Genomic DNA, 12,468 nt, shown 5'->3' with positions numbered 1-12,468 from the left:
CATGGAGTTGTGGTGGGCGGAATGCTGGGGCTCGCTACTTTCGTCCACCACCACAACTCCATGATCGACGGGGCGGGGCGGGGCGGGGCGGGGCGGGGGCGGTGGGGCGGTGGTGGTGCGCGACGGGGCCCCGCTCGACCTGGGTCGAGCGGGGCCCCGTGGTGGCGCTGTTGTTCAGACTGCGGGGGAGTTGGGGCGGTCGACGTCGACGAACTCCACGTCGTCGACGGCGTGGTCGTCCCGGCTGCCGGCGGCCCGCGCGGCGGAGCCGACGGCCCAGCCGACCGCTGCGCCGACGAGCGCGGCGCCGATCAGCAGCGTCCAGGGCAGTGCCGGCTGGCGGCCGGCGAGCGCGTCGAAGGCCCGTGAGGCCCGGCGTCGCGCCTCTTCGGCGGCGGAGCCCACCAGGTCACCCGCCCCGTCGGCCAGGCCGTTGCTGTTGCGACGGGCCGAGCGGGCGGTGTCCCGCACACTGTCTCCGGCGGAGCTGACGGCCGAGGCGAGGTTTTCCCACGCCTGGCCCGCGATTCGCTCCGACTTGCCGCGGCGGTCCAGCAGATTGGTTCCGAACATCGTGGTTACCTCCTCAGGTGCCGAAGCCGCCGGCCACTTCGGACTTCGGCGTCTTCCCAGCGCGTCACGGTTCACCTAACCCCGCAGTGCCCCGCGTCGGCCGGGCGCAAACCCGACCGCTGCGGATCACCGATAGCTCAACGCGCCACCACCACGGCGACGCCCCGGGCGAAGTCGTCGTCATCGTCGTCGTCATCGCCTCCACCACCGAAACCGCAGGCCAGTACGAGGGCGAGCAGAACGCCGACGCCGGCCAACCCGGCAAGTCGCTTGATCATCGAAGGTCCTCTCCGTCACGGTGGGTGTCCCGGCCGATGCTAGGTGGCGTCGGCAACCGTGGGCACGGATCGGGCCGGGGGTCGTGAACGACACGCCGGTGGCACGCGGGGCAGCCGGACGTCGTGGGCCGGTTGTCCGGCGCGCGGGGTCCGGACCGCTACCCTGGTCCGGCGGCGCGTCGGTGAGGACCGATCGTCGATGGTCAGATAACGAACAGTGTTGAGTAATCAGATACTGAAAAGTCCGGATATGGGCCGCTTTGTCGGTCCGGATCCGCGAATTGCTCATCCCGAGGGGTGGCGACCGAGGCTGTCGGAGGAATACTCTCGGTCGCGGCCCGCGTACTGATGAGGCGCCCGGGGGACGGGCGGGTGGAGGTGCTCGCGTGAGCCTGTCGATCGTGAAGTCGGTTCTGTCCGGTGGTGTCGTCGAGATCGCCCCGCGGGGCGAGATCGACGTCGACACAGCGTACGAGGTGCGCGAGGCGATCGCGGAGGTGCTGGCCAAGGGCCGCCCACTCCGCATCGAGCTGAACATGAGGCTGGTCACCTTCATCGACTCCGTCGGCATCAGCGCCATGGTCGCCGGCTTCCAGACGGCCGAGGTCAGCGGCGTCAAGCTGCTGGTCACCGAGCCGAGCCGGTTCGTGCACCGGCAGCTCTGGGTGACCGGCCTGCTCGGTCTGTTCGGCGCCCCGGAGCCCTACTTCGCCGGCGCCGCCGCCACTCCCGAGGTTCTCCCCGGCGCCTGAGCGCACCGGGCATCCCCGTCAGGGCTGCTCGTCCAAACCGGTCAGGTCGATGTCGGTCGCTTCGGTGACCGCTCGGATGGCCGTCACCGAGGCGTACCCGGCGGCCAGCAACGCCACGTCCGTGCCGGGCTGCGCGGCCTGCCCCGGCTCCTCCAGCGAGGTACGGACGAAGCCGTGGCCGGATTCGGCCACCGTCATCTGCACCTGCCCGAAGCTGGCCAGTGTGCCCCGGCGGACCCCACGCAGCCGCCCGTGCGGCAGGTCCGGGGCGTTTACGTTGAGCACGCTCTCCATCGGCGCGGAGGTCAACCGGGGGAGCAGGTCCAGGGCGACCCGCGCGGCGGTGCTCCAGTGCCGTTCGGAGTCGCGTACCCGGGCGGCGGCGTCCACCGCGGCGCCACCGCTCGCAGCCGTCGCCTCGCCGGCGGAGAGCACGTCGAGGGAGACCGCCATCGCCCGGCAGCCGTTCGTGGCGGCCGTGAACGCGGCGCCCACCGTCCCGGAGTGCAGCACGGCCCGGCCGGCGTTGGCGCCACGGTTGACACCGGAGAGCACCACCGACGGTGGAGGGCCGAACGCGCCGTGCAGGGCGATCAGCGTGATGAAGCCGGGGGAGCCACCGACCCCGTACGCCGGTACGCCCGCCAGGTCCGGCAGCGGGTGGTCGTTCACCACGACCCGTCCGTCCCGCTCCACGGCGCTCATCGCGGCGCTGGTGCCGCTCGCCTCCTCCAACGGCGCGGCGACCACCACATCCAGGCCGCGCTGCGCGGCCGCCCAGGCCAGTGCCTGGATGCCCGGTGCGGCGATCCCGTCGTCGTTGGTGATCAGCACGCGCAACGTCATCGCTCGACCACCCGGTCGGCCAGTTCGTCGGGGGTGGTCCGCTCCTGCGGTCGGCTGTCCGCCGGCACCAGCCGGACCCGGTCCACCAGGCCGGTGATCGAGTCCAACCGCCCGGTGCCCAGGCCGTGCCGTGTCACGTTCAGCGCGCCGGCGGCGGCGCCGGTCCGGATGGCGGTCCGGATGTCCCCGCCGTTGGCCAGGACGGCCGCCACCCCGGCGGTCATGGAGTCGCCCGCTCCGCGCGGGTCGGCGGCCTCCAACCGGGGCATCTCGACCTCGAACAGCTCGCCGTCGATGAGCGCCAGCGCCGGCTGGTCGGCCCGGCTCACCACCACCGTCTCGGCGCCGGCGGCATGCAGTTCGTACATGGCCCGGGTCAGCTCCAGGCTGTCGTCGCTGCGGGCGCGGCCGTCGCGGATCAGCTCCTCGTGGCTCACCTTGAGGAAGAACACACCGCTCTCCAGGACCGAGCCGAGGTGATCGCCGGAGAGGTCGACCACCACCCGGCCGCCGTTGGCGCCGAGGTCGGCGGCGAAGCGCCGGTACAGGTCGGCCGGGACGAGCCACGGCTCGTTCGGCCCACTGAGCACGCACACCGCGGCCCGTAGGCCCTCGCCGAGGGCCAGGTTGTACAGCTCGTCGAGCTCGTGCCAGCTCAGCGGCTGCCCGGGGACGTCGGCGATCTCCTGCCGGGAGCCGTCCCGGCGGTCGTGCACGTACCCGCCGCTACCGGAGTCGCGGACCACCACCTTGAGGTCCACGCCCTCGCTGACCAGCAGCGGCTCCAACACCTGCCCGATCTCCCCGCCGAGGGCGGCGCAGAGCACCACGTCCACACCGAGCGACATCACCATCCGGGCCTGCCAGACGCCCTGGCCGCCGGGGTGCAGGTGCAGCTCGGGGTGGTCGTTCGGCTGGTCCACGGTCACCGTCAGCTGCGGAGTGGGCGCGAAGACCATCACGTGCCCACTCACCGGCCGTCGCCGTTCATGATGTCCGCCCTCAGCACCGTCCGGTGATTCTTCACTAACCGACCCTAATGGGACAGGTGGTGCCACGGCATCGCATCACCCCGGGTTCGTCCAGGCGTTGGCGGCCGTCGGGCGTTGCCAGCCAGACATCGGTACGGGACGATCGTGCGACCAGCGATGGCGGGAGACGGCGTGCTCAGCAGCGATACCTTCAGCTACACCGTCCAGGCCCGCTGCTCGCCAGCCGAGGCGGCGGCGTTTCTCAGCGACCTGACCCGGCAGGGTGAGCTGCACCCGCTGATCGTCCGGGTCCGCCGACTGTCGCCCCGACCCGGCGCACGGGCCAGCTACACGATCAACGACCGCCTGGCGGCCGGGCCGCTGCACTTCCGGACCACCTACCACGCGGACGTGCTGATCAGCGAGGACGACGAGATCGTCACGGTGGCCCGCCAGTGGCCGGCCACCACGGTACGCAACCACACCCGGCTGCGCGCCGAGCCGGACGGCCTGGTCCGGATCGACGTCGAGATCACCCTGAGCGCGCCGACGCTGCTGTTCCGGTACGCGTTCCGCCAGGCCCGGGTCGCTCACCTCGCCCTGGCCACCCGGCTCGGCGCGGCCCTCGACCGCGCAGGCGACCCCCCACCGCCCGCCTGACCCGCCCGCACCCCGCGCACCCCGCACCCCGCACCCCGCACCCCGCACCCCGCACCCCGCACCCCGCACCCCGCACCCCGCACCCCGCACCATGATCGTGCTTGATCGTGGATGTAGTGGCCTTCGGGCAGCCTGGAGGCCACTACATCCTGGTTGCAGCGCGATCACGACTCGCCAGGATGGGTCGCGTCCCGCGCCGCCGGCCCCACGGCTTGTAGGTGGACAGCACCGTCGCGATGATCATCAGGCTGGTCGACACCGCGGGTGCGATCACCAGGTCGGCGCGATCCCGCGCGGGCAGGGTGGCGCCCACCGCACCGGCGTGCCGCAGATTCGGGGTGAGCAGGAAGAGCACCAGCCCGACCATCACCGTGGTGAGCACCAGCTTGACCAGCACCCAGCGGTAGCGCAGCAGACCCCACGGGGTGAGCAGCGCGCTGGTGACGCCGATCAGCCAGACCAGCACGCTCAGCGGCGCGAACAGCACGGTGCCGACCAGTGCCGCGACCGGATACATCACGGCCGGGTCGGCGCCACGCTGCACGGCGATGCCGAGGGTGAGCAGCACCAGGTCGGCGCCGAGCCAGCCGAGCGAGGTGACCAGGTGCAGGGTGAGCAGCCCCTTGCGGGCGATGGGTGGGATCCGTCGCATACCGCGATGCTGCCCGCCGACGCTGACCGGGTCGTCCGACGGCCGGCGACATCAGGGGTACGCCCTGTGACGTAGCCGTGGTCGGTGCCCCCGTGTGTGGGAGGCACCGACCACGGATCGGTCAGTAGACCGACAGGTGCACGTGGTTGGTGTGGTCGCTGGACGGGTCGCCACCCGCCCCGCTGTACGACTTCCACCCGCTGCTGGGCAGCCAGATCTGCCTGTACCAGATCACGTACAGCACGGCGAGCCGATCGGCGTTGCGGATGAAGTACGCGGCCAGGTTGTTGCCGTAGGTCTTGTCGCCGCCGGTGGCGTCGCTGCCGAAGCCACCCTTCTGCGCGGCGAAGTCGCAGGCCCGGCCCTTCGGGTGTTCACCGGAGCCGCTGGGGCGGTGGCAGGAGACGTACCGGGTGAAGCCAGCGGCCTTGGCCTGATTCAGCGCGTGCAGGGTGCGCGGGGTGATGCAGCCGCTGGCCGGGGTGGGGTCGTTGACGCTGCACGACTCCGACGGCCAGGAGCCGTCGGAGTTGCGCGGTGCGGCCGTCGCGTTGGCGGCGGAGGTGCCCCGGTTGGAGCCGGTGTCCACAGTGGTCCGCGGCTTGGGCGTGGTGGCCACGGTCAGGGCCCGTTCGGCCTGCTCCTTGCGCTTGGCCATCACCGCGACCTGCTTGCGCTGTTCAATGATCTCGCCGTCCAGGGCGACCCGGGTGCGGTTGGCCTGGTCCTTGGTGGCGAGCAGGTCGCGCAGCACCCGGTCCTCGTTGGCGGCCACCGCGTCCAGTGCGGCGGCCCGATCCATGAAGCCCTCGGGGGTGTTGCTGTTGAGCAGCGCCGACATCGCGCCGAGCCGGCCGGTGCGATACGCCACCCCGGCGATCTCGCCAACCTTGCCGCTGCGCTGGTCGAGCTCGGCCTCGGTGGTCTTCAGTTGGGTGGCGAGCTGCTGCTGCCGCTGCACGGAGGTGTCCAGGGCGCGCTTCGCGTCCAGGTAGCCCTTGCTGGCCGCGTCGAGTTGGGCCCGCAGCGCCGGGGTGCCGCCCTCTTCGTCGGAGTCGGGTGCGGCGGCGGCCCGGAGGCCGCTCGGGGGTGCGGCCGAGGCGGCGCCGGCCGGGAGCGCGACGCTGAGGGCGAACATCGCGACGATCAGGGCCGCCAGTCGGGCGGAGGGTGGTCGTGCTGGTGCCACTGCGCATGTCCTTCCGTTAGCCGCCGACCGGGTTAGCTGACGGGTTCGGGACGGAAGATCCCTACCGCTGACGCGGATGCACCCCAGGAACGTGGTTCCCCGGTTCGCCACTCGGGCGATTAGGCGGCGACCATCACCGGCGCCGGGAGGGCGCCGCCTGGTGGAGGCCGGGACCGAGCCTACCGGTGCCGGTGGGGCAGTTGCAGCCGATGTGACGGACGGTGCGTACGTCGTCACGGCAATATCCGGCGAAGCCGAGGAAAGCTCCCAAAAGGCTGTCACCACTCGACCGGGCCGCAGGCCCCGGAGGCGGCGCTGGGCTCGATCTGCAACGTCGCGTGCTCGATCCGGAAGTCGTCGTGCAGGGCCGTACGCGCCGCGGTGAGCACCGCGCCGACCTCCGCGCCGGGTGCCATGGTCAGGTGTGCGGAGGCCACGTCCATGCCTGAGGTGAGCGTCCAGACGTGCAGGTCGTGCACCTCGACCACACCGGGCACTGCGGCCAACCGGTCGTGCACGGCGGTCACCTGGAGGTGTTCCGGGGCGGCCTGCACCAGGATGCGGACGGCGGCGCGGGCCAGCCGCCAGGTGCGCGGCAGGATGAACACGCCGATGGCGACCGCGACCAGTGGGTCGGCCCACCACCAGTCGGTGGCGGTGATGAGCAGTGCCGCGCCGATCACGCCGAGCGAGCCGAGCAGGTCGCCGAGCACCTCCAGGTAGGCGCCCTGGAGGTTGATGCTCTCCCGGGCGCCGACACGGAGCAGGGCGAAGGCGACGATGTTCGCGAGCAGGCCGAGCACGGCCACCGCGAGCATCGGGCCGGCGATGACCTCGTGGGGGTCGCCGAAGCGGCGGATCGCCTCGATCACCACGTAGACCGCGACGCCGGAGAGCAGGACGGCGTTGGCGAGCGCGGCGAGCACCTCGAGTCGGTAGAGCCCGAAGGTGCGTTGCGGGTCGCCGGTGGCGCGCCGGGTCGCGGTGATCGCGGCGAGCGCCATCCCGATGCCGAGCACGTCGGTGAACATGTGCCCGGCGTCGGAGAGCAGGGCGAGCGAGCCGGTGTGCAGGGCGGCCACCGCCTCGACCACCATCAGGGTGGCGAGCAGGCCGAACGCCGCCCAGAGTCGACCCCTGTGCCGATGTGCGGCATTGGCGACCGACCCATGGTGGTCATGACCTGCGCCCACGAGATACACCCTCCGCTGCCAGTCAGGACCCGGTCAAATGTATGCTCACATCGCTATGTATGCAAGTGTACGGCCGGCGACGCTCGCCGGCAGCCACCAGCACGGATCAGCCGGTCGGGTCGATGGTGGTGAGTCGCTGAGTGGCCCGGGAGAGCGCGACGTACAGGGTGCGCACCCCGGCACCCGGATCCGCCCGGATCTCGCTCGGTGCGACCAGCACCACCGCGTCGTACTCCATGCCCTTGGCCTCAAGGCTGGTCACCACCTGCAACCTTGGTGCGTCGAGCGCGCCGAGCCAGCCGACGACCTCGTCGCGGCGGGGGACCGGCGTGATCACCCCGACGGTGCCCTCCACCTCGGCCAGCAGGCCGGCGGCCGCCTCCACGATCGCCGTCTCCAACCCCGTCGCGGGCACCACCAGCTCGACCGGATCGACCCCGGTGGAGCGGACGGCGGTCGGCAGCGGCAGGTCAGGGTAGAGCCGGCGGATCTCCGCCGCCGCCACCGCGAAGATCTCCGCCGAGTTGCGGTAGTTGGTGGTGAGCGTGAAATCGTGCCGCTTGCGCCGGCCCAGCGCCTGGTCCCGGGCCCGGTCCAGCTCGTCGGGGTGGCCGGTCCACGCGGTCTGCGCGGGGTCACCCACCACCGTCCAGGAGGCCAGGCGGCCACGTCGACCGATCATCCGCCACTGCATCGGTGAGACGTCCTGGGCCTCATCCACCACCACATGCGCGTAATCCCGGTAGTCCGCCGGGCGCTCCCGAGCCGCCGCACGCGCGGCCCGCTGCCGGTCGCCGAGGGTGCTCAGCTCGCGTACGCCGCCAGCGAGCTGGAACGGGTCACGCCGGGCCCGGGCCGGCTGCGCCGGCTTACCGAGCAGCGCGTCCAACTCGTCCAGCAGTGCCACGTCAGCGATGGTCAGCCCGGCCGATTCCAGACTCCGGTACGCGGCGTTGAGCAGCCGGATCTCCGCGGAGGAGAGGATTCCCGAGGCGTACCGGCGCAGCCGGTCCGGCTGCGCCAGCCAGCCGAGCACGTGCCGAGGGTGCAGCCGCGGCCACCACGCCTTGAGGAACTCCCGGAACTCCGGCCGCTCGGCGATCTCGGCCTCGAAGGCCCGCTGCTCCGGCAGTTGAGTGATGCCCACCTCGCGGGCCTGGGCCCAGAGCGCGGCGAAGACCCCGTCGAAGCCGGCCCGGCGCACCTCGTTGCGTCGGGCGCCCCGTTGCAGCGCGCGATCCCGGACCCGGTCCAGCGCGGCCCGGTCCAGCCGCAGCAGCGTGCCCCGGTAGAGCAGCCGCAGCTCACCCGGGCCGCCGGGCACCGCGTCACGGGCCGCCCGCTCCAGCACCTGCCGCATCCGCAGCGACCCCTTCACCGCGGCCACCTCGGGCGGATCGGTGCGAGTGGCGGTCATCCCCGGGAAGAGGGTCCCCAGCGAGTGCAGGGTCGCCGTGTCCTCACCGAGCGACGGCAGAACCGAGGCAATGTACTCGACGAAGACCGATGACGGGCCGACCACCAGGATGCCGCCGCCCGCGTACCGGCTGCGGTCGGAGTAGAGCAGGAACGCGGCCCGGTGCAGAGCTACCGCGGTCTTGCCGGTGCCCGGGCCGCCCGCGACGATCGTCACCCCGGAGCTGGGCGAGCGGATCGCCTCGTCCTGCTCCCGCTGGATGGTCGCCACGATGTCCCGCATGCCCCGGCCGGTGGCCTTGGACAGGGTGGCCAGCAACGCGCCGTCGCCGACGACCGTCATCCCCTCCGGGGCGGCGGTCGGGTCCAGCAACTCGTCCTCGATCCGGGTGACCCGCTCGCCGCGGGTCTGGATCGTGCGGCGGCGCACCAGATCCAGCGATTGCGCCGGGGTGGCCTGGTAGAAGGCGGCGGCGGCCGGAGCCCGCCAGTCGACGACCAGCGTGGTGGCGTCCTCGTCCCGGATCCCGAGTCGCCCGACGTGCAGCACCTGACGGTCGCGCAGGTCCATCCGACCGAAGACCAGCCCCTCATGCTCGGCATCCAGGGTGTGCCGCCGCTGCGCCGCGTGGAAGACCATCGCGTCGCGTTCGACCAGCGCACCGAACGTGCCCACCCGGGCCATCCGGTAGCCGTCGCGCTCGGCGCGGACCGCCGAGCGCCGCAGTTCGGCCAGTCGGGCGTACACCCGGTCGAGGTGGCGTTGCTCGGCGGCGATCTCCTGCTCCAGGCCGGTCTGGTCGGTCAACGCATGCTCCTTCGAAGATCGCCGGCAAGCGGCGGGAACCGCGCGGGCCAACGCAGAAGGGTACGGCCTCCGGCCCGGCCCGCCGCGCCCGAGGTGCGGGAACGGGGTCAGACACCCGTCGTGGCGGGGGTTGTGCCGTGCGTGCGGGGCGGCTGTTCGGCGAGCACCCGACGCAGGACGCCGGTCAGGGCGGCGTTCACCTCGTCCGGGCGCTCCATCATGAGCATGTGCCCGGCACCCGGGCAGACGGTCAGCTCGGTGGCCGGCAGGGCCGCGGCGATCGACTCGGCGCACGGCGGTGGGGTCAGCCGGTCCCGGTCGCCGACCAGGGCGGCGGCCGGCAGGTGGGCCAACGCGGCGAGGGTGTCCAGCCGGTGCTGGGTGCCGATGGAGGCGCGGAACCCGCCGATCGAGCGCAGCGAGGCACGAGCCACCGCCGAGGTCACCAGGCGGATGTCGGCCGGCTCGCAGCGGTCGCCGAAGAGCATCCACCGGATGCTCGGTTGCAGCGCGTTCAGCAGCGCCCGGGGCGCTCGCCACGAGCCGCACCGGGCCAGCACGCCGGCACCGGTCGTCTCGGCCAGCCGGATCAGCCGGGCGATCCGCGGCGAGAGCCCGTAGACGGTGTGTGTGTGCCCCTCGGCGGTGGTCGAGACGAAGACCAGCCCCGCCGTACGGGCGGCGAAGTGCGCGGGGTGGCGGTGGGCGTACTCCATGATCGTCATGCCGCCCAGCGAGTGCCCGACCAGGAGCACCGGCCCGGCCGGTGCCACCGCGTCGATCACCGCGACCAGGTCGTCGCCGAGCTGGGCCAGGGTGGCCGTGGGCAGCGCCATGCAGCTGGACCGGCCGTGCCCCCGCGCGTCGTAGGTGACCACCCGCACCGCCCCGTCGAGCGACGAGGCGGTGAGCGCGTCGACCTGCCGGTGCCAGGCGCGTCCATCCAGCGTCCAGCCGTGCAGCAGGATGGCGGTGACCTGGGCGTCCGTCGGCCCTGTCGCCTCGACGTTGAGCCGTACGCCGTCCGGCAGACCGACCTCGAACCGCTCCGGCATCGCCACCTCCCCAGGGCCGCCCGGCACCACCAGCACCTCCGATACCCGGCGGTAACACGGGCTACCCGCCATGACAGCACGCCAATCGCGCCGTGGCTAACATTCCCGACGCCGCCCGTGGTCGGCGGCGGCGGTCCAAGCTGAACGGCATGGTGTCGTCGGGATCGCCCATGGGCGGGACGTCGGGGCAGGGGCGGCAGGCCGGTGGCACGCCGCGCGCCGCGCTGGCCGATCTGCTCGCCGGCAATCGGCGGTTCGTCAGCGGCCAGCCGGTGCATGGACACGACGTGACGGCCGCCGCGGCCGCCTCCGGCGACCAGCAGCCATACGCCGTGGTGCTCGGCTGCATCGACTCGCGGGTGCCGCTGGAGGCGATCTTCGACCAGACCTTCGGCGCGATCTGCGTGATCCGTACCGGTGGGCACGTGCTCGATCGCGCGGTGTGCGGCTCGATCGAGTACGTGGTCGGCCAGCTCGGCGTACCGCTGGTCATGGTCCTCGGCCACGAGCGGTGCGGCGCTGTGGGTGCCGCGGTGGACGCGCTGCGGACCGGGCAGCGGCCCGGGGGCTCGCTGGCGCACCTGGTGGACGAGATCGCCCCGGCGGTGACCGAGGCGGGGATCGACGATCCGGCGGTGCATCCGCTGGCGATCCGCCGGCACGTCCGGCGCACGGTGCAGACCCTGCGCGAGGACGACCTGCTGGCCGGACCGGTCGCCACGGGCCGGGTCGCCGTGGTCGGCGGCCTCTACGACCTGGCCACCGGCGAGGTCGCTCTGCTCGACCAGGGCTGAACCGTCCCGGAACGCGAAACCGCCCGCCGGATCTCCGGCGGGCGGTTCAGCTGATGCGGTGGGGAAGGGCTCAGCCCTCGAAGACGCCGGCCGCGACCAGGCGCTTCTCGGTGGCCTCCCAGCCGTCACCCGGGTGGGTGGCAGCCAGGTTGTTGATCTCTGCCCGGATCTTGGTGGCGTGGCCGGCGGCGGCCAGCACGCGGATCTCCTCGACGAAGGCGTCGGAGTCCGTGCGCAGGTGCGCGGTCTTGCCGTTGGTCAGGTTCCGCACGTAGGCGTGCTTGCCGCCGTTGAGCGGGATGAGGTACTTGAACTCGCCCAGCACGCTGAGGGCGCCACCCTGGCCAGCCTGGCCGGCCCGGACGGACGCGCGCGCGGTCTTAGAGGTGTTGCTCGCCACGGAGGTACTCCTTGCAAGACGTACGGGAGGACTGGACGTCCGGGGGCTGTGTGCGGGCCCCACTGACTCGGCCCGCGAAGGTCTAACGCGGCATAAGCCGCCGGTGGAACTGTACAGGACCACGACATCATGCTGGTCGTCGCGGTGTCCTGAGAGGTAACGGCGACCACCCGTCCGGCTATTCCACCCGGCGTTTTTTCCGATTCCCTGGCGCACCACCCGCCACAGGAGTAATCATGTGTTGCAGTAACCACCTGGGTGGACGAGGTCGTAGGGGAAGACGCACCTCGCTCTCCGGGAGGTCACCGTGCCAACGCGTGGCGTCGTATACGTCCACTCGACCCCACTCGCCGTGTGCTCGCACGTCGAGTGGGCGATCGCGCGCGTCCTAGCCGCGCCGGTCAACCTGCAGTGGACGGCACAACCCGTCGACCCCGGCGCACGCCGGGCCGAGTGCGGGTGGACCGGTCGTCCGGGAACGGGCGCCGATCTGGCTGCTGCCCTACGGCAGTGGCCCATGATCCGTTTCGAGGTCACCGAGGAGCCGAGCCCCGGCGCCGACGGTGAGCGTTTCATGTACGTGCCGGCCCGTGGTCTGTTCCGGGCCACCGTCGGCGTGGCCGGCGACATCCAACTCGGCGAGGACCGGCTGCGGGCCCTGATGGTCGCTTCCCGGGCCCCGGAGGCGTTGGCGCACGCCCTGGACAAGGCGCTCGGCACCGCGTGGGACGCGGACCTGGAGCCCTACCGGTACGCCGGCGACGGCGCCCCGGTGACCTTGCTCACGCGGGTCGGCTGACCCGGCGGCGTGCGAGTCGGCCACCAGCCAGCACGCTGTAGCTGGGGGCGTGCGGGCGGTAAGGTCAAGTTGCCCTGATAAG

Annotated in this window: 14 protein-coding genes and 1 riboswitch; of the genes, 4 read left to right on the top strand and 10 right to left on the bottom strand. The window is 72.4% G+C overall.

Features of this window, described 5'->3' with window-relative positions:
• Positions 1 to 174: 174 nt before the first annotated feature.
• Both ABZT18_RS27590 and ABZT18_RS27585 read right to left on the bottom strand, forming a co-directional pair.
• Positions 175 to 573, bottom strand: coding sequence for a hypothetical protein (locus tag ABZT18_RS27590; RefSeq protein WP_354996824.1), 399 nt, complete (start codon positions 571 to 573; stop codon positions 175 to 177).
• 137 nt (positions 574 to 710) lie between these two features.
• The gene (locus ABZT18_RS27585; RefSeq protein WP_354996825.1) at positions 711 to 851 is read right to left on the bottom strand and encodes a hypothetical protein; all 141 of its coding nucleotides are present in this window, start codon (positions 849 to 851) and stop codon (positions 711 to 713) included.
• A gap of 386 nt (positions 852 to 1,237) precedes the next feature.
• Between ABZT18_RS27585 and ABZT18_RS27580 the strand changes: the two genes are divergently transcribed.
• Positions 1,238 to 1,603, top strand: coding sequence for an STAS domain-containing protein (locus ABZT18_RS27580; protein WP_354996826.1), 366 nt, complete (start codon positions 1,238 to 1,240; stop codon positions 1,601 to 1,603).
• 18 nt (positions 1,604 to 1,621) lie between these two features.
• On the opposite strand, the gene ABZT18_RS27575 is transcribed toward ABZT18_RS27580, so the two are convergent.
• The gene (locus tag ABZT18_RS27575; RefSeq protein ID WP_354996827.1) at positions 1,622 to 2,449 is read right to left on the bottom strand and encodes a 5'/3'-nucleotidase SurE; all 828 of its coding nucleotides are present in this window, start codon (positions 2,447 to 2,449) and stop codon (positions 1,622 to 1,624) included.
• Positions 2,446 to 3,423 carry a PfkB family carbohydrate kinase gene (locus tag ABZT18_RS27570; protein ID WP_354996828.1) on the bottom strand — a complete coding sequence of 326 codons (978 nt, stop codon included), beginning with the start codon at positions 3,421 to 3,423 and terminating at the stop codon, positions 2,446 to 2,448. Before ABZT18_RS27570 ends, ABZT18_RS27575 begins: the two co-directional genes overlap by 4 nt.
• Positions 3,424 to 3,612: 189 nt before the next feature.
• Between ABZT18_RS27570 and ABZT18_RS27565 the strand changes: the two genes are divergently transcribed.
• Positions 3,613 to 4,080 carry an SRPBCC family protein gene (locus ABZT18_RS27565; protein WP_354996829.1) on the top strand — a complete coding sequence of 156 codons (468 nt, stop codon included), beginning with the start codon at positions 3,613 to 3,615 and terminating at the stop codon, positions 4,078 to 4,080.
• Between the two features lie 142 nt (positions 4,081 to 4,222).
• Here ABZT18_RS27565 and ABZT18_RS27560 read toward each other — a convergent pair whose 3' ends face one another.
• The 5 genes from ABZT18_RS27560 to ABZT18_RS27540 form a co-directional block, all read right to left on the bottom strand.
• Positions 4,223 to 4,732, bottom strand: a complete 510-nt coding sequence (locus ABZT18_RS27560; RefSeq protein ID WP_354996830.1) for a hypothetical protein — start codon at positions 4,730 to 4,732, stop codon at positions 4,223 to 4,225.
• A gap of 121 nt (positions 4,733 to 4,853) precedes the next feature.
• Positions 4,854 to 5,870 carry a hypothetical protein gene (locus ABZT18_RS27555; protein ID WP_354996915.1) on the bottom strand — a complete coding sequence of 339 codons (1,017 nt, stop codon included), beginning with the start codon at positions 5,868 to 5,870 and terminating at the stop codon, positions 4,854 to 4,856.
• A gap of 56 nt (positions 5,871 to 5,926) precedes the next feature.
• Positions 5,927 to 6,057, bottom strand: a riboswitch (cyclic di-AMP (ydaO/yuaA leader).
• Positions 6,058 to 6,199: 142 nt separating this feature from the next.
• A complete protein-coding gene (locus ABZT18_RS27550) occupies positions 6,200 to 7,114 on the bottom strand; it encodes a cation diffusion facilitator family transporter (protein WP_354996831.1) in 915 nt (304 codons plus the stop codon).
• A 106-nt stretch (positions 7,115 to 7,220) separates the two neighbouring features.
• Positions 7,221 to 9,338, bottom strand: a complete 2,118-nt coding sequence (locus ABZT18_RS27545; protein WP_354996832.1) for an AAA family ATPase — start codon at positions 9,336 to 9,338, stop codon at positions 7,221 to 7,223.
• 107 nt (positions 9,339 to 9,445) lie between these two features.
• The gene (locus tag ABZT18_RS27540) at positions 9,446 to 10,393 is read right to left on the bottom strand and encodes an alpha/beta hydrolase (RefSeq protein ID WP_354996916.1); all 948 of its coding nucleotides are present in this window, start codon (positions 10,391 to 10,393) and stop codon (positions 9,446 to 9,448) included.
• A 170-nt stretch (positions 10,394 to 10,563) separates the two neighbouring features.
• Here ABZT18_RS27540 and ABZT18_RS27535 point away from each other — a divergent pair, with 170 nt between their 5' ends.
• A complete protein-coding gene (locus tag ABZT18_RS27535) occupies positions 10,564 to 11,187 on the top strand; it encodes a carbonic anhydrase (RefSeq protein ID WP_354996917.1) in 624 nt (207 codons plus the stop codon).
• Positions 11,188 to 11,257: 70 nt separating this feature from the next.
• On the opposite strand, the gene ABZT18_RS27530 is transcribed toward ABZT18_RS27535, so the two are convergent.
• Complete coding sequence (locus tag ABZT18_RS27530; RefSeq protein ID WP_099856326.1) at positions 11,258 to 11,587, bottom strand: hypothetical protein; 330 nt, start codon at positions 11,585 to 11,587, stop codon at positions 11,258 to 11,260.
• A 307-nt stretch (positions 11,588 to 11,894) separates the two neighbouring features.
• Here ABZT18_RS27530 and ABZT18_RS27525 point away from each other — a divergent pair, with 307 nt between their 5' ends.
• Positions 11,895 to 12,386: a DUF3145 domain-containing protein gene (locus ABZT18_RS27525; protein WP_354996833.1), complete on the top strand. Its 492-nt coding sequence runs from the start codon at positions 11,895 to 11,897 to the stop codon at positions 12,384 to 12,386.
• Positions 12,387 to 12,468: the final 82 nt, after the last annotated feature.

This window comes from Micromonospora sp. NPDC005291 (assembly GCF_040607415.1).
GTDB lineage: Bacteria > Actinomycetota > Actinomycetes > Mycobacteriales > Micromonosporaceae > Micromonospora.
This window is presented reverse-complemented; position numbering and strand designations above follow the sequence as displayed.

Coding starts and splice junctions, on each gene's coding strand:
- ABZT18_RS27535 (WP_354996917.1), top strand. CDS start 10,564: ATGGGCGGGACGTCGGGGCAGGGGCGGCAGGCCGGTGGCACGCCGCGC.
- ABZT18_RS27555 (WP_354996915.1), bottom strand. CDS start 5,870: ATGTTCGCCCTCAGCGTCGCGCTCCCGGCCGGCGCCGCCTCGGCCGCA.
- ABZT18_RS27585 (WP_354996825.1), bottom strand. CDS start 851: ATGATCAAGCGACTTGCCGGGTTGGCCGGCGTCGGCGTTCTGCTCGCC.
- ABZT18_RS27575 (WP_354996827.1), bottom strand. CDS start 2,449: ATGACGTTGCGCGTGCTGATCACCAACGACGACGGGATCGCCGCACCG.
- ABZT18_RS27560 (WP_354996830.1), bottom strand. CDS start 4,732: ATGCGACGGATCCCACCCATCGCCCGCAAGGGGCTGCTCACCCTGCAC.
- ABZT18_RS27540 (WP_354996916.1), bottom strand. CDS start 10,393: ATGCCGGAGCGGTTCGAGGTCGGTCTGCCGGACGGCGTACGGCTCAAC.
- ABZT18_RS27590 (WP_354996824.1), bottom strand. CDS start 573: ATGTTCGGAACCAATCTGCTGGACCGCCGCGGCAAGTCGGAGCGAATC.